Origin of the sequence: Parvimonas sp. oral taxon 393 str. F0440 (assembly GCA_000223315.2) — a bacterium.
In the GTDB taxonomy this organism is placed as follows: Bacteria; Bacillota; Clostridia; order Tissierellales; family Peptoniphilaceae; genus Parvimonas.
In genome coordinates this window covers 449,091-473,621 of sequence record AFUS01000004.1, presented here as the reverse complement: position 1 = coordinate 473,621, position 24,531 = coordinate 449,091, and the positions used below count along the sequence as shown (strand labels likewise).

The 24,531-nt window shown below is 27.9% G+C and carries 28 protein-coding genes, 1 pseudogene and 1 other annotated feature; of the genes and pseudogenes, 7 read left to right on the top strand and 22 right to left on the bottom strand.

Annotated elements, in window-relative coordinates:
- Positions 1-9: 9 nt before the first annotated feature.
- From HMPREF9127_RS03280 to rplJ, 5 genes and pseudogenes are all read right to left on the bottom strand, one after another.
- Entirely contained in the window at positions 10-606 is a 597-nt protein-coding gene (locus tag HMPREF9127_RS03280; RefSeq protein ID WP_009447832.1) for a hypothetical protein, read from the bottom strand.
- Entirely contained in the window at positions 603-797 is a 195-nt protein-coding gene (locus HMPREF9127_RS03275; protein ID WP_009447785.1) for a hypothetical protein, read from the bottom strand. The genes HMPREF9127_RS03280 and HMPREF9127_RS03275 overlap by 4 nt, the downstream gene beginning before the upstream one ends.
- A gap of 96 nt (positions 798-893) precedes the next feature.
- Positions 894-1,232 (bottom strand): type II toxin-antitoxin system PemK/MazF family toxin, encoded by a 339-nt coding sequence (locus HMPREF9127_RS03270; RefSeq protein ID WP_009372758.1) that lies wholly within the window; start codon positions 1,230-1,232, stop codon positions 894-896.
- Positions 1,233-1,427: 195 nt separating this feature from the next.
- Positions 1,428-1,798: pseudogene (rplL, locus tag HMPREF9127_RS03265) on the bottom strand (50S ribosomal protein L7/L12).
- Positions 1,799-1,827: 29 nt separating this feature from the next.
- Positions 1,828-2,331 (bottom strand): 50S ribosomal protein L10, encoded by a 504-nt coding sequence (gene rplJ / locus HMPREF9127_RS03260; RefSeq protein ID WP_009447941.1) that lies wholly within the window; start codon positions 2,329-2,331, stop codon positions 1,828-1,830.
- Between the two features lie 20 nt (positions 2,332-2,351).
- Positions 2,352-2,469 (bottom strand) — a sequence feature (ribosomal protein L10 leader region).
- A gap of 118 nt (positions 2,470-2,587) precedes the next feature.
- Between rplJ and HMPREF9127_RS03255 the strand changes: the two genes are divergently transcribed.
- Together HMPREF9127_RS03255 and HMPREF9127_RS03250 are read left to right on the top strand one after the other, a co-directional pair.
- A complete protein-coding gene (locus HMPREF9127_RS03255) occupies positions 2,588-3,043 on the top strand; it encodes a COG2426 family protein (RefSeq protein WP_009448163.1) in 456 nt (151 codons plus the stop codon).
- Between the two features lie 100 nt (positions 3,044-3,143).
- Positions 3,144-4,586, top strand: a complete 1,443-nt coding sequence (locus HMPREF9127_RS03250) for a leucyl aminopeptidase (RefSeq protein ID WP_009448468.1) — start codon at positions 3,144-3,146, stop codon at positions 4,584-4,586.
- A gap of 45 nt (positions 4,587-4,631) precedes the next feature.
- Here HMPREF9127_RS03250 and HMPREF9127_RS08955 read toward each other — a convergent pair whose 3' ends face one another.
- From HMPREF9127_RS08955 to trkA, 14 genes are all read right to left on the bottom strand, one after another.
- The gene (locus tag HMPREF9127_RS08955; RefSeq protein ID WP_009448462.1) at positions 4,632-5,099 is read right to left on the bottom strand and encodes an HAD-IC family P-type ATPase; all 468 of its coding nucleotides are present in this window, start codon (positions 5,097-5,099) and stop codon (positions 4,632-4,634) included.
- A complete protein-coding gene (locus HMPREF9127_RS08950; protein WP_255261680.1) occupies positions 5,096-5,356 on the bottom strand; it encodes an HAD family hydrolase in 261 nt (86 codons plus the stop codon). Before HMPREF9127_RS08950 ends, HMPREF9127_RS08955 begins: the two co-directional genes overlap by 4 nt.
- 29 nt (positions 5,357-5,385) lie before the next feature.
- Complete coding sequence (locus tag HMPREF9127_RS08945) at positions 5,386-6,315, bottom strand: heavy metal translocating P-type ATPase (protein WP_009447869.1); 930 nt, start codon at positions 6,313-6,315, stop codon at positions 5,386-5,388.
- Positions 6,303-6,434, bottom strand: coding sequence for an HAD family hydrolase (locus HMPREF9127_RS08940; protein WP_255261679.1), 132 nt, complete (start codon positions 6,432-6,434; stop codon positions 6,303-6,305). Before HMPREF9127_RS08940 ends, HMPREF9127_RS08945 begins: the two co-directional genes overlap by 13 nt.
- Before the next feature lie 71 nt (positions 6,435-6,505).
- Entirely contained in the window at positions 6,506-6,952 is a 447-nt protein-coding gene (locus HMPREF9127_RS03240) for a cation transporter (RefSeq protein WP_009448136.1), read from the bottom strand.
- A complete protein-coding gene (gene holA, locus HMPREF9127_RS03235; RefSeq protein ID WP_009447950.1) occupies positions 6,945-7,991 on the bottom strand; it encodes a DNA polymerase III subunit delta in 1,047 nt (348 codons plus the stop codon). The genes HMPREF9127_RS03240 and holA overlap by 8 nt, the downstream gene beginning before the upstream one ends.
- Complete coding sequence (locus HMPREF9127_RS03230; RefSeq protein WP_482198147.1) at positions 7,988-10,261, bottom strand: DNA internalization-related competence protein ComEC/Rec2; 2,274 nt, start codon at positions 10,259-10,261, stop codon at positions 7,988-7,990. Before HMPREF9127_RS03230 ends, holA begins: the two co-directional genes overlap by 4 nt.
- A 326-nt stretch (positions 10,262-10,587) precedes the next feature.
- Positions 10,588-11,061: a GNAT family N-acetyltransferase gene (locus tag HMPREF9127_RS03225; protein WP_009447839.1), complete on the bottom strand. Its 474-nt coding sequence runs from the start codon at positions 11,059-11,061 to the stop codon at positions 10,588-10,590.
- A gap of 22 nt (positions 11,062-11,083) precedes the next feature.
- On the bottom strand, positions 11,084-11,902 hold the full coding sequence (locus HMPREF9127_RS03220) for a class I SAM-dependent methyltransferase (RefSeq protein WP_009448436.1): 819 nt from the start codon (positions 11,900-11,902) through the stop codon (positions 11,084-11,086).
- Between the two features lie 83 nt (positions 11,903-11,985).
- Positions 11,986-13,011, bottom strand: a complete 1,026-nt coding sequence (locus HMPREF9127_RS03215) for an L-threonylcarbamoyladenylate synthase (protein ID WP_009448374.1) — start codon at positions 13,009-13,011, stop codon at positions 11,986-11,988.
- A 3-nt stretch (positions 13,012-13,014) separates the two neighbouring features.
- Positions 13,015-13,635 carry a ribonuclease H1 domain-containing protein gene (locus HMPREF9127_RS03210; RefSeq protein WP_009448371.1) on the bottom strand — a complete coding sequence of 207 codons (621 nt, stop codon included), beginning with the start codon at positions 13,633-13,635 and terminating at the stop codon, positions 13,015-13,017.
- Between the two features lie 12 nt (positions 13,636-13,647).
- Positions 13,648-14,946, bottom strand: a complete 1,299-nt coding sequence (locus HMPREF9127_RS03205; RefSeq protein ID WP_255261678.1) for a TrkH family potassium uptake protein — start codon at positions 14,944-14,946, stop codon at positions 13,648-13,650.
- 20 nt (positions 14,947-14,966) lie between these two features.
- Positions 14,967-15,092 carry a hypothetical protein gene (locus HMPREF9127_RS08935; RefSeq protein WP_255261677.1) on the bottom strand — a complete coding sequence of 42 codons (126 nt, stop codon included), beginning with the start codon at positions 15,090-15,092 and terminating at the stop codon, positions 14,967-14,969.
- 7 nt (positions 15,093-15,099) lie between these two features.
- Positions 15,100-16,455 (bottom strand): Trk system potassium transporter TrkA, encoded by a 1,356-nt coding sequence (gene trkA / locus HMPREF9127_RS03200; RefSeq protein ID WP_009447903.1) that lies wholly within the window; start codon positions 16,453-16,455, stop codon positions 15,100-15,102.
- A 177-nt stretch (positions 16,456-16,632) separates the two neighbouring features.
- Between trkA and HMPREF9127_RS03195 the strand changes: the two genes are divergently transcribed.
- Positions 16,633-17,277, top strand: coding sequence for a superoxide dismutase (locus tag HMPREF9127_RS03195; protein ID WP_009448216.1), 645 nt, complete (start codon positions 16,633-16,635; stop codon positions 17,275-17,277).
- Between the two features lie 146 nt (positions 17,278-17,423).
- Here HMPREF9127_RS03195 and HMPREF9127_RS03190 read toward each other — a convergent pair whose 3' ends face one another.
- Both HMPREF9127_RS03190 and HMPREF9127_RS03185 read right to left on the bottom strand, forming a co-directional pair.
- On the bottom strand, positions 17,424-17,897 hold the full coding sequence (locus HMPREF9127_RS03190) for a flavodoxin (RefSeq protein ID WP_009448465.1): 474 nt from the start codon (positions 17,895-17,897) through the stop codon (positions 17,424-17,426).
- A 19-nt stretch (positions 17,898-17,916) separates the two neighbouring features.
- On the bottom strand, positions 17,917-19,623 hold the full coding sequence (locus HMPREF9127_RS03185; RefSeq protein ID WP_255261702.1) for a 1-deoxy-D-xylulose-5-phosphate synthase: 1,707 nt from the start codon (positions 19,621-19,623) through the stop codon (positions 17,917-17,919).
- Between the two features lie 177 nt (positions 19,624-19,800).
- Between HMPREF9127_RS03185 and HMPREF9127_RS03180 the strand changes: the two genes are divergently transcribed.
- The 3 genes from HMPREF9127_RS03180 (at position 19,801) to HMPREF9127_RS03170 (ending at position 23,033) form a co-directional block, all read left to right on the top strand.
- Positions 19,801-20,430: a thiamine diphosphokinase gene (locus HMPREF9127_RS03180; protein ID WP_009448286.1), complete on the top strand. Its 630-nt coding sequence runs from the start codon at positions 19,801-19,803 to the stop codon at positions 20,428-20,430.
- Positions 20,431-20,527: 97 nt separating this feature from the next.
- Entirely contained in the window at positions 20,528-21,385 is an 858-nt protein-coding gene (gene pdxS, locus HMPREF9127_RS03175; protein ID WP_009448132.1) for a pyridoxal 5'-phosphate synthase lyase subunit PdxS, read from the top strand.
- 148 nt (positions 21,386-21,533) lie between these two features.
- Entirely contained in the window at positions 21,534-23,033 is a 1,500-nt protein-coding gene (locus HMPREF9127_RS03170; RefSeq protein WP_039849419.1) for a C69 family dipeptidase, read from the top strand.
- Between the two features lie 103 nt (positions 23,034-23,136).
- Here the strand turns inward: HMPREF9127_RS03170 and HMPREF9127_RS03165 are convergent, their stop codons facing one another.
- On the bottom strand, positions 23,137-23,337 hold the full coding sequence (locus tag HMPREF9127_RS03165) for a hypothetical protein (RefSeq protein ID WP_009448043.1): 201 nt from the start codon (positions 23,335-23,337) through the stop codon (positions 23,137-23,139).
- Between the two features lie 129 nt (positions 23,338-23,466).
- On the opposite strand from HMPREF9127_RS03165, the gene HMPREF9127_RS03160 reads away from it, so the two are divergent.
- Positions 23,467-24,492 (top strand): M42 family metallopeptidase, encoded by a 1,026-nt coding sequence (locus HMPREF9127_RS03160; RefSeq protein ID WP_009447949.1) that lies wholly within the window; start codon positions 23,467-23,469, stop codon positions 24,490-24,492.
- Positions 24,493-24,531 lie beyond the last annotated feature (39 nt).

Here is a 24,531-nt window from a genome sequence, read left to right as displayed (position 1 = left end):
CAACTTCTATTAAAATTTTTTGTTTTTCAAATACCAAATAGGATATATACTCGAAAATCCGTCATAAATATCATTAATCTTTTTTATCTTTTCATTTATAATTTCATCATCTACATCTTTATTTTCAACAAAAATATCATATAAATTTTCAATTATAGTATATACACCCAAAAGCTTGAAAAACATTCTGGGAACATTATTGTCAAAATATCCGTCAACAATTCCAGTTAATAAATTTGTATTATTATAATATAAATTCAAATTCCTAAACTCAAAATAAGAATCTGATCTTAAAATTTTATATTCCTCTACAATTTGAAATTTTCCATCTTTTGTAATTTTAATATCCTCAAGGCCGTTAAGTCCTATAATAGTAGTACAAGTCCTATCTTTTAAGCAATATTTATTTCTTTCCAAAAAATCTAAAAGAACATAATCAAGATTTCCTCTATACTGACCAAGACCATATTTATGCAAAAATTTATTTATCCTATAATTGTAATGCTTATTCCATCTACCACAATCACAGCCTTGAAAACTTTTATGATATTCAAAAATAAATTTTCCAATTTTAAAGCCTATATTATAAGACTCTTCATCAGTCAAATTATTTTTTCATCAATAATAAAAGGAATAATTCTATAACAAAACTTGTCATTTAAAATTCCAATATCTTCATAAGAAATATTAGAAAACTTTTCAGATAATTTATTTAAACAATCAAAAATTTTACTTATTTTAGAAAACTTACCAAAAGGAAATAAATTTAAAATATACTTTTCTTTTTTATTTTCCAAAATAAATTCTTTTTCACTTATTTTATTTACTTTTAATTTATTTTTTTTACAAATTCTATGTTTTTTACCAACTCAAGCATATTTTCCCTCTATGTACTAAACTCCAACAGATTTTAAAAGCGCCTCATTAACCTTTTTCATAAAGAACTCATCTGTAAAGCCAACCTTTTCTCTAAGTCTTTTTTTATCTATGGTTCTTATTTGCTCCAACAATACTACAGAATTTTTGGGAAGCCCAAATTCTGCAGAAACTTCGACATGTGTTGGAAGTTTGACTTTATTCATCTGAGAAGTTATAGCTGCAATAATAACAGTAGGACTATATTTATTTCCAACATCGTTTTGAACAACTAGTACAGGTCTTACGCCTCCTTGTTCAGAACCTACAACGGGACTTAAATCAGCATAAAAAATATCTCCTCTTTTTACCTTCATATATCTTTTCTTCTAGTAAAAACTAAAAGTACTCCCTCTTAAATAGTATTACCTATTTATTATATATTTTTAAACAAAATAAATCAACACTTAATAATCATTATTAAAAATATTTGTAGCATAAATATTAAAATTTTTATAAAAAAAGTGGATATAAATCCACTTTTAATATTAAATCTAATCAGAAGTAATTTACTACTTTAATTCTACAGTAGCTCCAACTTCTTCTAATTTAGCTTTCATTTGTTCAGCTTCTTCTTTAGAAACTCCTTCTTTAACAGCTTTTGGAGCGTTGTCAACTACTTCTTTAGCTTCTTTTAATCCTAAGCCACTTAAATCTTTAACAGCTTTAACAACTTTCATTTTTTCTGCTCCAACTGATGCTAAAATTACATCAAATTCAGTTTTTCTTCTACTGCTGCAGCTGCTTCTCCACCAGCTACTGCTCCAACTACTACAGGTGCAGATGCAGAAACTCCAAATTTTTCTTCTGCTGCTTTAACTAATTCATTTAATTCAAGAACTGATAATTTTTCAATTGCTTCTAATATTTGTTCGAAATCCATAATATACCTCCTAAAATTTTACGCAACCATTAAGCTGCTTCTTCTTCTTTTTTCTTTCTTAGTGCATCTAACATATACACAAAATTTGATACCGGAGCTCTGAAGCTTCCAAGTAATTTCGCAATAAGTACTTCTCTTGAAGGGATGTTTGCAACAGCTTTAACGCCTTCGTTGTCTAAAATTTTTCCTTCTAAAATACCTGCTTTTATAACTAATTTGTCATTTGTCTTTGCAAATTCATTAGTAATTCTTGCCGCTGCTGTTAAATCTTCTCCTGAGAATGCAACTGCACTAGGTCCTTCTAAATATTGATTGAAATCTTCAAAGCCTAATTCTTTGAAAGCTAATTTCATCATAGTATTCTTATAAACCTTATATTGAACACCGGCTTCTCTATACTTATTTCTTAAAGCAGTTACTTGTTCAACAGTTAAACCTCTGTAATCAACTAAAACTAAAGAACCTGAATTTTCAATCTTTTCTCTAATTTCTGATACAACAGCTTGTTTTTGTTCTAAAACAAAATCTTTCATCTTTTCACCTCCACCAAAGGCTACATATTAAAAAATCTCTACCAAGAGTAGAGATAAAATACATAATAAAGTATTTCCACCTATGTAGGATTTTTAAACTGATGTCCCTACGGTCTTGGGTAGCCTATAAAATTAACACATATATTATACCATATTTTAAAATAAATGCAATACTTTTTTACAATTTTTTCGTATTTCTTTTATTTAATTTTTATGGTAAAATATATACATTATTAAAATAGATTAAGGAGAGATAATGATAAAATATTTTTTAATTTTACTTATTTCAATGGTACCGGTAATTGAATTAAGGGGTGCCATTCCATACTCACAAGCAATGGGACTTCCGATTTTAAATTCATATATAACTGCAATAATAGGAAATTTAATTCCTGTTCCATTTGTTTACTTTCTTGCAAAAAATTTTTTATTATGGGGAGAACATAAAAGATATATTGGAAAGTTTTGTAAAAAACTTTTATTAAAAGGTCATAGAGCAGGAGAAAAAATTTTAAAAAAATCAGGTAAAAGTGGAATTTTAATTGCCCTTGCAATTTTTATAGGTATTCCATTTCCGGGAACGGGTGCATATACCGGAATGCTCGCCGCAAGTATCTTAGATATTGATTTTAAAACAAGTTTATTAGCAGCTATAATGGGATTAGTTCTTTCAGGAATAATTATGGCAACAATAAGTTTTAATATTTTTTAAATTGGACAACTATGTTGTCCTTTTCTATTGCAAAAATTTGTTATTTTAGTTATTATATATGTAAGATATTTATTATCTAATATATTTTTGGAGGTAGTATATGGAATTTAAAATTGGTAATTCCGGAATGGTTAAAGTTCTTTCATTTTTTGAAGGAAACGATATTTGCGGAATAAGTAAAGAGTTAAAATCTTATGTAAAAGAAAACAAACTTTTTAATGGAAAAAGAGGCGAAGTTTTTTCAAATCTTGGTCCAAACACTGAAAATGTAATTTTATTAGGACTAGGAAAAGAAGAAGAAAATTCTTTAGAAAATATCAGAAGATCTTTCCTTTCTCTAGGAAAACACTTAAAAGCTAATAATGTAAAATCCTGTAATATAGAAGTTAAAAAGTTTGACGGTATCTGTTATAAATTAACTGCTCAAGCAATGATTGAAGGTATTATAAATGTTACTTATGCTTTTGATAATTTCTTAAAAGAAAAGAAAGATAAATTCGAATGTGAAGTATTCTTTGATGTTTTAGAAGACAAAAAAGAAATTGTAGAAAATGGAATTAAAGAAATTGAAGCGATAATGGAAGCAGTATTTATGTGTAGAGATCTTGTAAATAGACCTGCAAATGATATATATCCGGAAACTTTGGCAAAATTTGCAAAAGAAGAACTTGAAAAAGTTGGAGTAGAAGTTGAAGTTTTAGAAAAGAAACAAATAGAATCTTTGAAAATGGATGCTTTTCTAGCAGTTGCACAAGGTAGTGACCTACCACCTAAATTTATAATTATGAAACATTTACCAAACAAAGATGAAAAACCTATTGTTTTAGTTGGTAAAGGTTTAACTTATGATTCAGGTGGATATGCAATCAAACCTGCTACAGGAATGGTTACTATGAAAACTGATATGGGTGGAAGTGCTTCCGTTATTTCAACAATGTATGCAGTAGGAAAAATGAATGTTCAAAGAAATGTAATAGCCCTTGTTGCATCTTGTGAAAATATGATTAATGGACATGCTTATAGAAATGGAGATATAATTTCTTCAATGAAGGGTTCAACTATTGAAGTAGTTAATACTGATGCCGAAGGAAGATTGACTTTAGCTGATGCTATTTACTATGGAGCTTCAAAATTAAATCCTGAATGCATAGTTGATGTTGCTACTTTAACAGGTGCTTGTATTCAAGCTTTAGGTTCAAGAGTTATCGGAGCTGTAAGTAATAATGATGAAGTTTATGCAAAAATTAAAGAATCAGCAGACTTTATGGGTGAATATTTATGGAGATTCCCTGTTTATGAAGAACATAAAGAAAGCGTAAAAGGAAAAGTTGGAGAATTACTAAATGCAACCGGACCGGGAACAGGTGGTGCAATTACTGCCGGAGTTTTCTTAGAACATTTCGTTGAAAATACTCCTTGGGTTCATTTAGATATTGCAGGTCCTTCATTCTCAAGTTCAGCTTGGGGAACAAATCCTGAAGGAGCAAGCGGTACTCCGGTAAAAACACTTTACAATTTTGTAAAAAAATACAATAAAAAATAATTAAGAATTTAAAAATGGTATGCCTTTTATGGCATACCATTTTTGCTAAAATTTATATCTTTTTAATCTTAAACTGTTTAAAACAACACTTACTGAGCTAAAACTCATTGTAAATCCTGCAAGCATTGGATTTAAGTATCCGAATGCGGCAAATGGAATTGCAATAATATTATAGAAAAATGCCCAGAATAGATTTTGTTTGATTATTTTAAGAGTTTGTTCACTTATATTGATTGAATTTAAAAGTGTGTTTAAATTGCCATTCATCAGAGTAATATCTGAAGTTTCCATAGCAATATCTGTACCGGTTCCCATTGCAAAACTTATATCTGCACTTGCAAGAGCTGGAGCGTCATTTATTCCATCCCCTACCATTGCAACAATTTTACCTTGTTTTTGCAATTCTAAAACCTTTTGAGATTTTTCATTTGGCATAACTTCATAAAGCACATTATCTATTCCAAGTTTATTTGCAACTTTTCTGGCTACAACTTCACTATCTCCAGTTATCATATAAACATCAATATTTTTTCTTTTAATTTCTTAATTATTTCAAATGCATTTTTTGAAATTTCATCTTCTAAAACAACAAAACCTGCAAATTCACTCCCTATTGATATAAAGATTGTCAATAATTCATTTTCTATATTTAATTCCAGTTTTCCAAGTTTTTCTTCGATATATTTTCTCTTTCCAATTAGAATTTCTTTATCATTATAAACTGCTTGAACTCCCATTCCTGCGATTACTTTCAAATCTGAAATATCCAATTCTTTTACATTTTTTTCTTTACAGAAATTTACGATAGATTTAGCAATAGGATGATCTGTATTTTTTCTAAAGAATAAATTATACTTAAAAAATCTTCTTCTGATAAATCAGTATTATTTTTTATTTCAATAACTTTTAATTCTCCTGTTGTAAGTGTTCCCGTTTTATCAAAAATAATACTATCCATTTTATGAATTTTTTCTAAAACTTCGCCACTCTTTATTAAAATACCATTTTGTGCAGCGACACCTGTACCCGACATAATCGCTGTTGGCGTTGCCAAACCAAGTGAACAAGGACAAGCTATAACCATTACTGCACAGCTATTTAATAAACTTGTTGTAAAATCTTTTGTAACAATATAAGTAATTACTAAAGTAGCTAAAGATGACAAAATTACACCCGGTACAAAATAACTTGAAATTTTATCTGCAAGTCTTTGAACAGGGGCTTTTTTTGTCTGAGCATTTTGAACCAAATCAAGTATTTTAGATAATACAGAATTTTCTACTGTACTCTTTACTTCAATTTTTAAAATCCCCTCAATATTATTTGTCGCTCCGATAACGGTATCTCCGATACTTTTTTCGACAGGAACAGATTCTCCAGTAATCATAGCTTGATTTACAGAACTATTCCCTGAAATAATAACTCCATCAACCGGAATTTTTTCATAAGGTTTAACTAAAACAATATCTCCAATTTTTACATCTTCAATATTCTTTTTAACTTCTTTATCCCCTTCAATTACAATTGCATAGTCCGCTTTTAAATCCATCAATTTCATAATTGCACCGAAAGTATTTGACTTTGCATTTGCTTCAAAAAATTTACCAAGTAAGATTAGTGTTATAATCATCGCAGAACTGTCAAAATAAACATCAACACTTCCGATTAATACTTTATAGACTGAATAAAAATAAGCCATTGATGTTCCAAAAGCTATTAAAACATCCATATTTGTACTTTTATTTTTAAATTTCTATAAGCATTTATATAATATCTTTTCCCTACATAAAATTGAACAACACTTGCAAAAGCCCATTGAATATAACCATTAAGTATAAATTTATGCATATTAAACATATGGAAGAACATTGAAACCATAAGTGGCACACTAAATACTATTGAAATAATTAAGTCCTTTTTTAAGTCCTTAATTTCATCTTCATATATATTTTGTCTTTCCTTTTTTCTTTTTTAACCGAAATTTTATATTTCTCTAAAATTGAATTTATTTCATCTAAAGAAACAACATCTTTTAAGTATTTTACTTTTAAAATGTCATCTTCATCTTTTACTAAAACAGTATCTTTTTCTTTTAACTCAGAAATGATTTTTTCTATATCTTCTGCTTTAAGACTACTCTTTTCGATTTTCAATTCATCTCTTTTTGGTTTATATCCAAGTCTTTTTATAACTCCAATAAGACCTTCAACTTTTGCTCCATCTTCAACGGAAACCGTAACTGTTTTGCTCATAAGATTTACAGAAACATCCTCTACAATCTTAAGTTTTGAAAGCCCCTTTTCAACCTTCATTGAACAGGCTTGACAAGTCATTCCGTCAACAAAAATATTAACCTTTTTACTCAATTAAATCGCCTCCTAACGACATTTTTGAAATTAAAATCTCTAACAATAAATCTATATCTCTATTCTTTGTCTTTATATCCGATTCGACAGAATATGTAAAATCAATATAATTACAAAGAGTTTCTACTGAAAAATTATCACAAACGGAATACAATTTTTTACATTCATAGTTTGAAATTTTTAGCTCTTTTGAAATATAGTCTAAATGTTTTTGTTTTAGTTTCAAAACTTTTACTCCTAAAAGATTTCTTATATATCTAACAATCATATAAAATGTAGAAAAAGAATCCTCTCCTGATTTTTTAAGCTCAACCAAAATTTTAATTGAATTTTTATAATCTTTTTTAGAAATTGTATCCAGCAATTTAAAAATGCTATTTTCAAATTTATCAACTAGAATTTCATCAACATCTTTAAAATCTAAAACATTTCTGGAAAAGGAATTAAGTAGTTTGTTTACTTCATTTTCTACATCATAAAGATTTTTTTCTCGACTACTATCTAAATACCCAATTCTATCAATAATATATTTCAATACATTATCTTTAATTTCGATATTTTTTAAAACAAATCTTTTTTTAATAAATTTAAAAAGTTCAATCTCATTAAATCTTATAAGTTCAATATTATGTCCTAAAATCGAAATTTGTTTATAAAATTTACCGCGAAAAGCAAGACTTCCTTTCATCACAAAAAGAAGAACTGTTGTATTTGGAATTTTATCTATATAATCATACATTTCCTCAAAGAAGTTTTTATACATAGAAATTCCATTTTTTGAAAGATTTACATCATTTACAATGATAAGTCTTTTATTACTGAAAAATGGAGCTGTTTCACAATCAATCTTTAACTTCTGCAAATCAATTTTTGAAAAATCATATTCAATATAATTCATATCAAAAAAATCTTTTGAAACAATTTTCTCCTTAAATAATTCAACAAACCTATCTATCAAAAAAATTTCTTCTCCACTCAAAACATATATACCATTAAGTTCCCCATTATCTAGCAACTTCATAGCTTGTATATAATTCATAGTTCCTCCTTAATAAAGTCTAAATCTATTATTAAATCATTATTTATTTTAACTAATACTAAAAAAGCAAATAGATACATTATAATATTTAAAATATCCATAAAATAGAATTTCAAAAACCCAAATAAATTACTATCAATTTCTCTAAAACCTGTAATTTTTTCTTCAAACTTATTAATACTAAGCATAATATTTCCCTGTAAGTCTGTTCTATAAACATCACTTCCTACAGATTTTATTCTATCTAAAGCATCTTTATGCGGATGATTATATCTATTTTTATAACCACAAGAAATTATAGAAGTTTTTGGACTTGTAGCCGATAAAAATTCAGAAGAACTGGAATTCTTACTCCCATGATGAGCAACTTTGAGATAATCACAGTCTATATCATTTTTTATGAGCTGATTTTCTGTAAAAGCTCCAATATCTCCGGTAAAAAGTATTTTCTTCCCATTTGCTATAACTCTAACAATTATAGATCTTTCATTTTCTTCCGTAGAATCTTTGGCTTTTAAAACTTCCAAATCTACATCCTCTAAATTTAATTTTAAATTATTTTCAATATTATAAATATTTTCAGCCTTAACTTCTCCATATTTTTTTACAAAATCTCTATACCCATCTTTTCTAAAAAATAAGTTTTTAATCTCCACTTCTTTAGATAAATAACTCAAATTTTTACAATGGTCTGCGTCTAAATGTGAAATAAACACAAAATCTAGTTTTTTAACCCCATTTTTCTGTAGATATGGAATTAAAACGGATTTTCCGTTATCTCCTTTCCCAAAAGTAATTCCACCTGTATCTATTAGAATATTATTCTGTTTTCCTCTTATTAAACAGGCATCTCCTTGACCTATATCTATAAAATTTATATTTACCTCATTTTTATAAATGTTAAAAATATTTGTAGAAGCAAATAGAATCATAGCAGAAACTATAAAAAATTTAAAGCTATCAAATGTAAAATACTTAAAATCTCTCCTCTTAAAATAAATTAAAAGTAAAAAATATGTAAAAATTAAAAGTACTATGTTATATTCATAAAAAGTGATATTTATATTTATAGCCTTTAGAAAATCAACATTTAATCTTATAAGATTTAATAAACTATTAACTAATAATCCCAAAAATACACAAACTTTTAAACTAAATAAACCAAATAACAAAATAAAAAACGAAATAACTATGCAAATTACAAAAATTGGTGTTAATACTAAATTACTAAAGAATATAATTATTGAAAACTTTCCAAAAGTGTATAAAATAATAGGTAAAATTATAAGCATAACTGAAAATGTAAGTTTTAAAGATTTTAGAACAAAGCCGTCCCTCTTCTTTGAAAATTCTGGTAAAATCTTTATAATTCCAAATACAGAAAATGCGCTTAAATACAATCCTACATCAAAAATCATATATGGATTTATCAATAAAATAACAAAAACAGTCAATAAAAGGTCATTTAATCTATCTTTAACTTTCCCATAAAGTAACGAAAATATAGAGATAAACAAAAATATTTCCGCTCTTAAAACACTTGCAGGATTACCAATCAAATACGCATATAAAAATATAAAAAACAAAATTATAATTTCTCTAAAAATTCTTTTTATCGGTAAAATAATCAATATTTTACTTAAAATAAGATATATTATTCCAATATGTAAACCGCTAACAGCTAAAATATGTGAAAGTCCAATTTCTCTAATATCATTTTCAAAAGCAGTATCATAATTATTTGCAAGAAATATCCTCTTCATAATATCCGAATTTTCAGATGAAAGAGAAGTATCAAAGACATTTTCGACAAAATTATGAAAAGTTCTCTTTAAATTTTTATTCTCTCCGATTTTTTTCACATCATCAGAATAAATATTTGAATATATATTCTTTTTTAAATTAAATCTCTTATAATTAAAAAGTCTTGGATTACCATTTGACCTTATTTCTCTAAGTTTTCCGGTTACACTTACAATATCTCCAATTTTAAACTGTTTATGATTTGTAAAAAGTAAAATTTTCTCTGATTTTTCTGTATTTTCAATATTTTTTAATTTAATTTCATATTTGTATCCATTTTCATCAGAACGTGCAGTTGAATTTAAAACTTCCCCTGTTAAAGAGACTTTTTGATCAAAGAATGAGTTTAAATTATTCTCTTTTTCTGCAAAAAAACTTACTAAAAAGCCCAATGAAAACATTAAAAAAAATAATTTTAATTTATTGAATCTAAAAATATATGAAAATATACAAGCAAATCCAAAAATTAAAAAATATAGAATTTTGTAAAATGTTCAATTTTTAAAAATAACAAAATAAAATTCCACATATTAAGGAAATCAGATAAAAATAATATTTCTTTTCATACTTCCTCCAAATACAAAATCATAAACCATTTTTCAATACATAATTATTATATCATAATCTCTTTTTTATAATTAAATTTTGGTAATTATGATGAAATAATTACAGCTTTATCATTTGGCATAAATCTATAATTATTATATCATAATTTGAACAATAAAAAAGCAGTATAATTTGATTTACTGCCTTTCATCTCATATTCAATTATTTAATTTTAATAGCAACAATACTAATCTCCAATATATTTAATATATATTTGGCAAGGATTCCATTCATCCCATAGAGTTGGAAAAACTTCCAATTCCTTATATCCTGCAGATTTGTAGAAATTATTTGTTATATCATATTCTTTATAATGACCGCTTTGAACAGTTTTAACTTGAGTATAAGTATAACCAAGTTTTTTTGCCAATTCTTCATAAGCATCATTTAGCTTTGTTCCTATTCCCATTCTATGATAGTTTTTCTTAATTCCCATAACAAAAATATCTGCACAATCCTCACTTGTAGCATTCAATACCACAAAACCTACTGCCTCATTATCCATAAAACAGGCAATAAACGGTTTATCTTTAGAATCTGTAATATATTCTTCCGTACTTTCTGGCATACCAAACCATTCAGGAAGATCATTTAATATTTCTCTCGATATTTTTTCCTTTTCTTTAATATCAACAATTTCTTTAATAACCAATTCTTGCAAATTACTATCTCCTTTAAATTTACTATTTTATATTTTTCGTAACAAATAACAAATGATTTGTTGCTCCTAAAAGTTCTTTATTTTTACAATGATTAAAATGCCATTGCAAATAATTTTCATAAGCTACATCGCTCATTTTTTCAATTTTTTCAAATAATAATTCAGAAAAACCATCAGATGCAATTATACTTTCTATCTTTAGTCCTGATTCCTCTACTAAACTCTTACTCTCATCAATAGTAAAAAATATAAAAGGTCTGTTCCATACTCTTTGTGTATTCTTATTATATGCACCATTTTCAAAATAATTAAAATTATAGTTTGTTTCCGTAATAGGTACCATATCATGATTTATAAACGCTATAAAAATATGTCCTCCATTTTTACAAACTCTAATTGCATCATTTAATGTTTTCATTTGATGCTCTTTATTGGATAAATGATATAGTGGCCCAAATAAAAGTACAACATCAAAATAATCATCAGGCAATATTTCAAGCTCTAAGGAATTTAATTGTTTTGTTATAACATTATTAAAATTGTAATTTTTTAAATTTTCATTTAATTTCAAAAAATTATTTTCAGAAGGTTCAAAAGCATATATTTCAGAAACTTTATCAGCATAATTTATAGTATAAACTCCCGTTCCCGCTCCTATATCAAGCATTTTAGTATTAGAATTTATAACTTTATCGATCTCTCTTATTGTAGTTAATTTTTCCACCATTCCGAACTTACTTTTCAATCTTGAATCTTCATCAAAAAATTTATACAACATCTCATTTCTCTGTAAATCATCATCTATATTCATTACCTCACAAAAACTTAAATCCTTATCCATAAAAACCTCCTGATAAATTTTAAATAGTATAACATATTAAAATTCTAAAAACAACTATTTAACAAAAAAAGAGCATAAGCTCTTTAATCAATATATTTTATATTCCCACTTGCTGATTTTTTAAGTCTGTTCATTATTGAAAATCCAAGTCCCTTTTCATCACAACCCTCAACAATAATCAAATCAACATTTTTTTCGTCGAATTCTCTAAGACCTCTAAATAATTTTTTAGACATTTCTTTTAAGTCAAAAACTGAACCCAATGATAAAATATTTTCATTTTCTACACTTAAAATAGTTTCGTCAAACTTAAATATTCCAATTTTTAAGTCTTTATTTTCTTTTATTATTTTTTCAATCTCAATTGATGATTTTTTCCTATCTTTTACTACAATCACGACAACTTTTGCCTTTGGAGCATAATGTTTATACTTTTGTCCCGGCGATTTTGGAATTGTGTTTTCTGTTACAATGGCATCATCAATTAAAATTTCATCTTCATATTTCAAAAAATCTTCCTTTGTGTAAAAACCCGGTCTTAAAATCGTATAAGGTTTTTTAGTCAAATCCAAAACCGTTGATTCTATTCCGATATTGCAAAGTCCACCATCTAATATTACTGAAATTTTACCATTCATATCAGTAAAAACATCTTCTGCAGTCGTTGGTGAAGGCTTTCCTGAAATATTTGCAGAAGGCGCAGCTATTGGAACACCACATTGTTTTATGAAACTTCTTGCAATTTCATTATTCGGCATTCTAATAGCAACGGTATCAAGTCCACAGCTGACAGCATCAGGAATTATATCTTTCTTTTTCATAATAACAGTCAGTGGTCCAGGCCAAAAATAATTTAAAAATTCTTTTATATCATCATTTAATTCATAAACCAATTTTTCCATCATTTCATAATCTGAAATATGCAATATTAAAGGATTATCCTGTGGTCTATTTTTTGCCTTAAAGATTTTTGAAACCGCAATATCTGATAACCCATTTGCTCCTAAACCATACACAGTTTCTGTTGGAATTGCAACAATCTCATCATTTAATATTAAATTTGCAGATTTTTCTATATTTTCTTTTGTCGGTTTTAATATCTCAGTCATAAACTATTTTTCAATTCCCAAAGATTTTTTTGCCAAATGGTCTGCAAGGTCATTATATTTATCATTAGAATGCGCCTTAACCTTTACAAATAAAATCTCTATTTCCTTTCTAAACTCTTTAATTTTATCTCTATATCCTATAGTAAGGGGCAAATTACATTTCCATTCTCCATTAGCCCAAGATGAAATGCCTTGATAATCATGAAAAACAATTATCTTTTTCTTTCTTAACTTTATCGCCTCACTGATAGCTCTAATCGAGCCAAAAAGTTCTCCTGTTACATTTCTACTCTTTGCAACTTCAGGATTTTCTCCCTTTCCAAAAAGTTCAATAATATCATCCTTTAAAATGAGAACAACTCCATAACCATATTCTAAAGTATCTTTTTTATAAGAACCGTCAACATAGGCTAGGATTTCATCATCTGCAACATCTTCAAAAGTAATATTTTTACTTTCAATTTCGTTGCTTTCATTATTCAAATATTCTTTAGCTTCTTCGAAAGTTGGAAAAGATTTATAAATTGCTCCCGAAAAACCTGTAACTTGTTTTTTACAGTCTTCCCAATTATTAAAAACTCCTGTTGTTTTTCCAACCTTAACAGCATAATATTTTTTCGCCAAAAATATCTCCCCCTATTTCTTTTTCCAAGTTGTTGATGAGAATAAAATTAGTATTGGAAATATTTCAAGTCTCCCTGCTAGCATTGCAAGTGACAAAACTATTTTATTAAAATAAGTAAGACTTGCATAACTTCCTGTAGGCCCTACAACAGAGAGTCCCGGTCCAATATTGTTAAAAGTTGCCATTACTGCTGAAAATGCAGTTAAGAAATCCGGAACAGTAAAGGATATTAAAACTGTAAAAATTATAATTAAAAATATATAAATTACAAAGTAACCCTTTACCTCCGCCAATACTTCATTTCCAACAAGTTTATTATCTACTTTTACACTTAAAACTCTTTTTGGATTTATAGCCTTTCTAAATTGTAAAATAGATGACTTAACCAAAATTATAAATCTTGAAATCTTCAAACCACCTGCAGTTGATCCCGCACAGGCACCTGTAAACATCAGGAACAACAAAATCGCATGAGAAAAAGTAGGCCATTTTCCAAAGTCAACAGTAGCGTATCCGGTAGTCGATATTATTGAAGAAACTGTAAAGAATATATCTTTTACAGCAGTAAGATATGAAGTATAATTATGTCTTATATTGAAGAATATTAAAACAACACTTCCAAAGACTATAAGCAAATACCATCTTAATTCTTCACTCTTAAATCCGTCTCTTGCTTTTCCTATTAAAATTACATAAAATAAATTAAAATTAATACCAAAAATTATCATTGCAGTTGCCAAAATCATCTCAACTACAGGACTATTATAATATGCAATTGAATTTGCCCTTATTCCAAAACCACCAGTTCCTGCAGCTCCAAAAGCATGAACGAAAGAATCAAAAACAGGATGACCAACTAAAATTAGTAAAATTATCAAAATTCCTGTCATAGCAAAATAAATTTTATACAAAAGTCTAGCAGTATAACTCATTTTTGCAACAAATTTTCCAAAAATCGGTCCAGGAACTTCTGCTTTCATAATATGAGAATTTCTATTTGAACGAGGTAAAATCGCAAGTGCAAAAACTAAAATTCCCATACCTCCAATCAAATGTGTAAAACTTCTCCAAAATAGCATTGAATGACTAAGTTCTTCAACATTGGTTAAAATACTAGCTCCTGTAGTTGTAAATCCACTTGAAGTTTCAAAAAATGCATCAATAAAATTAGGAATTGAACCCGAGAAAACAAATGGCAAAGCTCCAAAGGCAGATAAAAGTATCCAAGATAATGAAACTATTATAAAGCCCTCTTTTTCATAAAAAGCTCCACTTGCATCAGATTTATATCCTAGTAAATAACCACTCAACAATAATAAAAATATTGTTACTAAAAACTTAAAATATTACTATAATTTTCTTTATATATGAGAGAAACTATAACAGGTAAAAGTAAAAATCCTGCCTCAATATATAAAATTTTACTTAAAATATATCTTATAATTTTATTATTCATAATACACCTATACTAAGATTGAATCTATATTTTGTATCAAATTTGCCTTTGAAATAACAATTACAGTATCTCCAACCATAATAAAATCACTACCGGAAGGAAAAATTAGTTTGTTATCTCTAATAATATAAGCTATAAGTACATTTTCCTTGATATCCAAATCTTTTAGAGGAGTCTCTATTGCCCTTGATTTTTTGTTTACTTTTATCTCTAAAGCTTCTACATTATTTGATAATCTATGTAAAGTTTCTATATTAGATCCTTCACTATTGATAATTGATCTAACTACACTTATTATTATATCTGAAACCAATTTTTTAGGTGTAACAAAGGAAAAACTATCTGTAGGAGGAATAATATTTAAAAGAGAAAGTCTACTAACTTTTGCTACTGACTTTTTAACATTAAGTTTTTTTGCAAACATTCCTAACATAATATTTTCTTCATCAATTCCTGTTAATGCTACACAAGCATCATAATTTTTCAATCCTTCCTCATCAATAACATCAGAATCAGAACCATCTGCACAAATTACCTTAACTTTTGAAGGAAATTTTTCGCTAAATGATGTTGCTATTTCACGATTAACTTCAACTAATTTTACCTTTATATTTTCCTTAATTAAATTTGAAATTAAATAATGAGAAATTCTACTACCACCTATAATAAATACAGATTCTATTTTTTTCTCTCCAACTTTTAACATATTATAGAATTTATATACAAATTCATCAGTTCCTGTAAAATGAACCTTATCTCCTTCTCTTATAATAAATTCACCCGAAGGAATAAAAATTTCACCCTGTCTTTCAACGATTCCAATTAAAACTTTTATATTGAATTTTTGTTGCAAATCCTTAATTTTAACATCTTTTAAAGGACTATCTTCTCCAACAGAAAGTCCAATAAGTTTTACTCTACCGTCAACAAAAGTTTCAACAGAATGAGCAAAAGGATACTTTAATCCTCTTGAAATTTCTCTTGCTGCAACAAATTCTGGATTTATAACTAAATCAATTCCCAATGCGTCTTTTACAAAATCATATTTAGCATAATATTCAGGATTTCTAACACGTGCAATAGTATATTTTGCTCCCATATTTTTTGCAAAAATACAGGATATAATATTTACTTCATCACTTTCAGTAACGGAAATAAAAATATCACTATCTTCTACTCCTGCTTCTTCTAAAAGATCATAGTTAGTTCCACTTCCGGAAATCCCCATAATATCATACTTAGATAGCATTTCGTTTAAAATTTCTTGTCTTTTTTCTATTAAAATAATATCATTATCTTCTGTATTTAAATCAGTAAATAAATACTCTCCAACCTTACCGGCTCCAACAATTATAATTTTCATAAATACCTCCAGCTCATAGTATATCATATTTTAAAAAAACTTCAATAGAGACGATTTTTATAAAATAATTATTCAATTATTGATATTTATTATTAAAGTTTTAAAAATATTCCTATGGGTAAAATAGATTTGAAAACAAATAAGTTTTTAATATTTTATAATTTTAGGAGGAATAAAATGGCATTTGAATTAGTAAAATTAAATTATGCTTATGATGCATTAGAACCTGTAATAGATAAGGAAACTATGGAAATTCACCATAGCAAGCACCACCAAACTTATGTAAACAATTTAAACAACTTCATTAAAGACACAGTTTTTGAAGAAGCTACATTAGAAGAAATTTTAACTCATTTAGAACATGCTCCAGAAGACAAAAAGAATGGAATTAAAAATAATGTTGGTGGAGTTTTCAACCACAATTTATTCTGGGAAAGCATGACACCGGGTGGATCAAATGAACCTGTTGGTGAAGTTGCTAAGAAAATTGCTGAAAAATTTGGAGATTTTGAAACTTTTAAAGAAGAGTTCAACAAAAAAGGTGCAGGACAATTTGGTTCAGGTTGGGTATGGTTAGTATCTGATAAAGAAGGAAATATCGAAATAATTGCAACTCCTAACCAAGATTGTCCAATTTCTTGTGGAAAAGTTATTCTTTTAGGAAATGATGTTTGGGAACATGCTTATTATTTAAAATACCAAAACAGAAGAGCTGAATACCTAAAAGAATGGTGGAAAGTTGTAAACTGGGATATAGTTGAAGCAAGATACCAAAAAAGAAATCCTGAATCTTGTGGCTGTGGCTGTGGTTGTGGATGTTAATTAAAATATTAAGAGATTTCAAACGAAATCTCTTTTTTTATTGTACAATAACGGGTTTCCGCATTTCCGCTCAATGTGAAATATCGTAGAAGGATGAGGTTCTTCTATACAAAAATAGCCGACTTGAAATTAAGTCGGCTAACATTTTATAAACTTTCAATCCAATTTTTAATTATTTCATCACTATCTTTAATGTCAAATCTTCTTCCTTCTTTTAGAACTGAACCCTTACAGGAATTTTTCAATTCTTTGTTAGTATTTCCCATTAAACTTTCTTCTGAAGTCGCAAAAGGAATAATAGTTTTTCCTGTTAAATTATAACTTTCTAAAAAAGTATTTATGATTGTAGGTGCAACATACCACCAAATAGGAAATCCTACATAGATAGTATCATAGTCATCAATATTATTAATCTTGTTTGCTATTTCAGGTCTAAATGATTTGTTTTTCATTTCGATACTGCTACGACTATTTTCATTCATCCAGTTTAAATCTTCATCTGTGTAAATTTCCTTAGGCACAATTTCATGTAAATCCGCTCCTGCAATTTTTGAAATTCTTTCTGCAAGTTTTTTTGTTACTCCACTTGCACTGAAATATGCAACTAATTTTCTACTCATAACCAGTACCTCCTATCTCCTATTTATTCAATATTTCCTTGATATCATTGATGATTAAATCTTTTGAAATTCCATTTTCTATAAGAAATTCTTCCACAATAAATCTATCGGGAAAACTCTTTTTAATTCCATAATTTTTAACTTTTACATCAGATGTTCCGAAAAATCTTGCAATTTTTTCTCCAAAACCACCTTCTATAACACTATCTTCTAAAGTAATTACCAATTTATGACTTTCTTTTAATTCTTCAAGTAATTCTTCATCTAAACCTGTAATATATACCGGATTAATTAGAGTAACATCCCCTAATTCATCAGCTATTTCTTTTCCTAAATTATAGAAATTACTTAGAGCTATAATAGCTACATCTTTTCCTTTTTTAGTTACTTTAGATTTGTTTAAAATTGAATAATCAGTTTTATCTGCTTCACCAGTTGATACAACATCAACTACAGGAACTCTTATTGCAACAGGATGTTCTGTTTGATTTAATCCCCAATCCAGCATCTTAAAATATTCTTCTTTGTTTGTAGGTGCAAGATATACTAAATTTGGAATATTCGAAATCATTGGTATATCAAAAAATCCAAGATGTGTAGCATCACTTTCTTCATAAATGGATGCTCCATAAACCAATATTAATGCAGGATTATTGTTTAAGCACAAATCATGAGAAATTTGGTCATAAGTTCTTTGCATAAATGTACTATATACGCAGAAAACTGGTTTTGCCCCATTTTTTGCAAGTCCTGAAGACATTGCAACCGCATGTTCTTCAGCAATTCCAACATCAATATATTGCTTACCCATTTTTTCTCTTATTTCCTTAGAAAATCTAAAAGCCCCTGGTGTTCCAGCATTCAAAACAGCAACTGTTTTATCTTTTTTAATAGCATTCAATAAATAATCAACAGTCAAGTTTTTATAGTTTTCTACATTTTGTCCATTTCCAAAATTTTTAAAATCCCCTGTTTCAATATCAAAAGGCGCTCCATAATGAAATTTCTCTCTATTAATTTCTGCAGGCTTAAATCCCTTTCCCTTTGTTGTTGAAATATGAACTACAATAGGATTTTTTAAATCTTTAACTGACTTAAATGCTGAAATTAATTCTTCAATATCATTACCATCATCAACATAGATATAATCAAGACCCATTGCTTTAAAAAGATTATCTTCTGCCTTTCCTTTTGTTTTTCTTAAATCATAAAGATTTTTATAAAGGCCGCCATGATTTTCCGCAATAGATTGGTCGTTATCATTTATAACCACAATCATATTACTTTTAAGTTCAAAAACATTATTAAGCCCTTCAAGAGCTTCTCCTCCACCTAATGAGCCATCTCCTATAACAGCTATAATATTTTCATTATCTCCTTTTAAATCTCTAGCCTTTGCTAAACCACAAGCAAGACTTATAGAAGTTGAAGTATGACCTATTGTAAATAAATCATGTTTGCTTTCTTTTGGAGAAGTAAATCCTGTAACTGATTCATATTTTTCAGGAATCATAAAAGCATCTTTTCTTCCTGTCAACATTTTATGAACATAAGTTTGATGAGAAACATCAAATACAATCTTATCTTTTGGAGAGTCAAAAACATAATGAAGTGCAACTGTAAACTCCAATGATCCAAGATTAGGACCTATGTGTCCTCCCTTTTCACTAAGTCTTTTTAATAAATATGTTCTAAGTTCTACGACTAACTCTTTTAATTCATCAATAGATAATTTTTTAAATCACTTGGTGAATTGATTTTTTCTAAATACATAGCATCTCCTCCTTTTATGTAAAATTTTAACTTCAATTTATTAAATTATACTATTAACAAATAAATTATTCAATAGTTTAAAAATTTTAAAATTATGTTAAAATATAATTAAAAAATTAGGAGAAAAATAATGAAAATTGCTTATATATTTTTTAATGGAAAACTTTTAGGAAATAAAAATTATTTTAAAAATTTCTTTATGATGAATAAGGGTGATATCTACTGTGCAGACGGTGGAACAAATCTCTGCTATGAACTGAATTTAATTCCAAATGAAATTTGGGGAGATTTAGACTCAATCAATAAAGATATTTTAAATTTCTATAAAGTAAAAAATGTAATTATAAAAGAATTTTCTAAAGATAAAGATTTTACAGATTCAGAATTAATTTTAAAATTCATTAAAGATAAAAATTACGATAAAATCTATTGTATAGGTGCATTAGGTGGAAATTTAGATCATGAACTTACAAATATTAATTTAATGTTTAAATATGATAATTTATATTTTTTAAAAGAGACTGAAATACTTTTTAAAATAGAAAGAAAATTTGAATTTAATAATCTATTAAATACAAAAATTTCTTTTATACCTTTTTCAGAAGAAATAAAAAATTTGACATTGTCCGGTTTTAAATATGATGTGAAAAATATTGATCTTAAAAAGGGAGATTCTCTTTGTATAAGCAATATTATAGAATCAAATTCTGCAAAAATATCTTTTGAAAAAGGAAAGATTTTATGTGTAATTAAATCTTAATCTGATACCATTTTTTATATAGGTTTTGACCCTTTCTCTAGTATCAAAAATATATTATACTGTTTATATAAAATATATTTAAGGAGAAAGGAATATTATGAAAAAGAAAGATTTAACACAAAATTTCGTAGGCGGAGTTATAATGGATGTTACTACACCCGAACAAGCAAAGATAGCTGAAAAAGCAGGAGCAGTTGCGGTAATGGCATTAGAGAGAATTCCTGCAGATATTCGTGTTGCCGGAGGGATTTCAAGAATGAGCGATCCTGCAATGATTAAAAGTATAATGGAAGCTGTTTCAATTCCTGTTATGGCAAAATGTAGAATCGGACATTTTGTAGAAGCTCAAATATTGCAAGAAATAGGAATAGATTATATTGATGAAAGTGAAGTCTTATCCCCTGCAGATAATATTCATCATGTTGATAAAACAAAATTCGATACACCTTTTGTATGTGGTGCAAGAGATTTAGGAGAAGCTCTAAGACGTATTCAAGAAGGTGCAAGAATGATTCGTACAAAAGGAGAAGCAGGTACAGGAGATGTTGTTCAAGCAGTTTCACATATGAGAAAAATTCAAGGTGAAATTCGTCAAGTAACTGCGATGGCAGAAGATGAATTATTTGAAAAAGCAAAAGAATTTAAAGTTCCTTATGAATTATTAAAATATGTTCACAAAAACGGAAAACTTCCTGTTGTCAATTTTTCAGCAGGTGGAGTTGCAACTCCAGCAGATGCAGCGCTTATGAGACAATTAGGTGCTGAAGGTGTTTTTGTAGGCTCGGGTATTTTTAAATCAGGAAATCCTGAACAAAGAGCTAAGGCAATAGTTGAAGCTGTTAAACATTATAATGATCCTAAGGTTATTGCAAAAGTTTCTGAAAATCTAGGAGAAGCTATGGTAGGAATAAACGAAAATGAAATTGAAATAATTATGGCTGAAAGAGGAATTTAAAAAATATTAAATTTATTTTTTGCTCTTTTTGATATTTATTATTAAATATATTTACTTTTATTTTTTCGGAGTATAATATAATTGTAATATGAGTAAAAATGTTACACAATTTATGAAAAAAGATTATATTTTGAAAGGAGATTTTATTATGGCTTGTACTACAATTTTAGTTGGAAAAAATGCTACTTATGATGGATCAACAATGGTTGCTCGTAACGAGGACTCTCCATCAGGTCAATTTTGTGAAAAGAAATTTATAGTTGTTCATCCAAAGGAACAACCTGTGAAATATAAATCAGTTTTATCTCATGTTGAAATTGATTTGCCTACTAATCCTATGCGTTATACTTGTATGCCTAATGCAGTTGATGAATCAGGAGTTTGGGGTGCTTGCGGTGTTAATGAGTTAAATATTTCTATGACTGCAACAGAAACTCTAACTTCAAATGAAAGAGTTTTGGGTGCTGATCCTCTTGTAAATTTCATTCCTGCTGTTGGAAAAGAAGGAGATAAAGATTATGTTCCTGAAAAAGTTGGCGGAATTGGTGAAGAAGACATGGTTACTTTAGTTTTACCATATATCAAATCCGCTCGTGAAGGTGTAATTAGACTAGGAGAAATTTTAGAAAAATATGGCACTTATGAAATGAACGGTATAGCTTTTCAAGATGTAAATGAAATTTGGTGGTTGGAAACTATCGGAGGTCATCATTGGATTGCAAGACGTGTTCCGGATGATTGTTATGTAATTATGCCAAACCAACTTGGTCTTGATTATTTTGACTTGGAAGATGCTTTTGGAGAACAAAAAGAATATATGTGTTCTGCAGATTTAAGAGAATTTATAAACAGATATCATTTAGATCTTTCTCTAGACGGAAATTTAAATCCTAGAGATGCTTTTGGTAGCCACTCTGATGCAGATCATACTTATAATACTCCTCGTGCTTGGGTTTTACAAAGATATTTCAATTCACTTACAAATTATTGGGATGGAATGGAAGCAGATTATGTTCCTGAATCAGATGATATTCCATGGTGCAGAACTCCGGACAAAAAAATAACTGTTGAAGATATTAAATATGCACTTTCTAATCATTTCCAAGGAACTCCTTATGATCCTTATGGAAAATTTTCAGATGAAAAAGGAAAATTCAGACCAATTGGTATTAATAGAAATAATTTCTTAGGACTTGTTCAAATAAGACCTGACATGCCTGAAGCAATCAGAAGTATTGAATGGCTTGCTCTTGGTTCAAATGTATTTAATGCAATGATTCCTTTCTATGTAAATATAGATAAGACACCGGAATATCTTGCAAATACTACAGGGGAACTTACAACAGAAGATTTCTATTGGACAAATCGTTTAATAGCAGCTTTAGCAGATGCTCATTATGCATCTTGCAGTTCTCATATTGAACGTTATCAATTGTCTATTCAATCAAAATGTACTGAAATTTTAAATAAATATGACAATAAATTCTTAAGTAAAAAAATAGCTAAAGGAAAAGTTGTTGAATTTTGTGAAAATGCAAATGAAGAAATTGCAACAGAATTAAGAAAACAAACAATTGATGTATTAGGTAAAGTTCTTTACACAGCAAGCTGTGAAATGAAAAATGGTTTTTCAAGATCTGACGCTTAAAAATTAAACTTAAAGGGAGCATTATTTTGCTCCCTTTTTATTGTGAAACAACAAGGTTCCCGGGAACCCACCCGATGCGAAGCATCGTGGAAGGGTGGGGTTCTTATTTTTCGTTTCTTGATTTATTTTCTACTTTTTTATTTTTAAAATGATCTAAAATACTAAATAATTTTAAAATTAAAATAGTTGCAATTATAATTTTTTTAAAAAAATCTGTTTTCAAAAATACTAACATTAAAATACAAATAACTACAATTAATACATTTACCACTAAATTTAATTTTCTATAAACAAATAAATTCATAATATCCCCTCATTCATTAGAAATCAAGGAAAGTATAACATTTTATTTTTTCATTGTCAATTTTAGAATAATTTACAATAGTTTTAATATCGTGTATAATAAACATATAAAATAAATTTGGAGGTTGTTATGGATAGAAATTATGTTACAAATTTACTTGAAGGGTTATTAAATATCTACAGCCCTACTGGAGATACTGAAAATGCAATTTGGTTTATGGAAAAAAAGTTTAGAGAATTAAATATTCCTACGAGAAGAACAAATAAGAATGCTCTAATAGCTACAATAGAAGGAGAAAGTAAAGAGGCTATAACTTTTTCCGGTCATGTTGATACATTAGGCTTAATGGTAAAAGAAATAAAATCAAATGGACGTTTAGCTTTTAGCTTAGTTGGTGGATTTTCTCCAACAAGTGTTGAAACTGAAAATGTATTTATCAAAACTTTTGACGGAAAGTTAATTCCGGGAACTGTTCTATATAACGAAGCATCAGTTCACGTTTATGATACTACAACAACTGCTCAACGTTCTATAAAAAATATGGAAGTAAGAATTGATGAAGTTGTTGAAAATGCAGAAGACGTTAAAAAACTTGGCATTTCTGTTGGAGATTTCATCTATTTAGATGCAAGATGTAGAATTTATGAATCCGGTTTTGTTAAATCAAGACATTTAGATGATAAGGCTTGTATAGCTGCTATGATGGGAGTTGCAAAATATTTAGTTGATAATAAAATCAAACCTAAAAATACAATTAATTTCTTTATAAGTAATTATGAAGAAATCGGTCATGGTTCAAGCTTTATTCCTGAAAATACTGTTGAATTCTTTGCTGTAGATATGGCAGCACCCGGAGTTGGACAAGAATCTGATGAAAGAGCTGTAACTATTTGTGCAATGGATTCTTCAACACCTTATGATTTAGGAATGAGAAATAAATTGAGAAAGATTGCTGAAGAAAAGAAAATTGATTATAGAATTGATATTTATCCTCATTATGGATCAGATGCAACTGCTGCACTTAGAGCAGGACATGATATTCGTTGTGCATTAATCGGACCTGGTGTTGATGCAAGCCATAGTTATGAAAGAACTCATATCTTAGGTATCGAAAATACTTGTAAATTAATGATAGAATATTTATTAGCTAAATAATTTCTAAATAAAAATTTAAAGGCATAGATTTTAAATCTA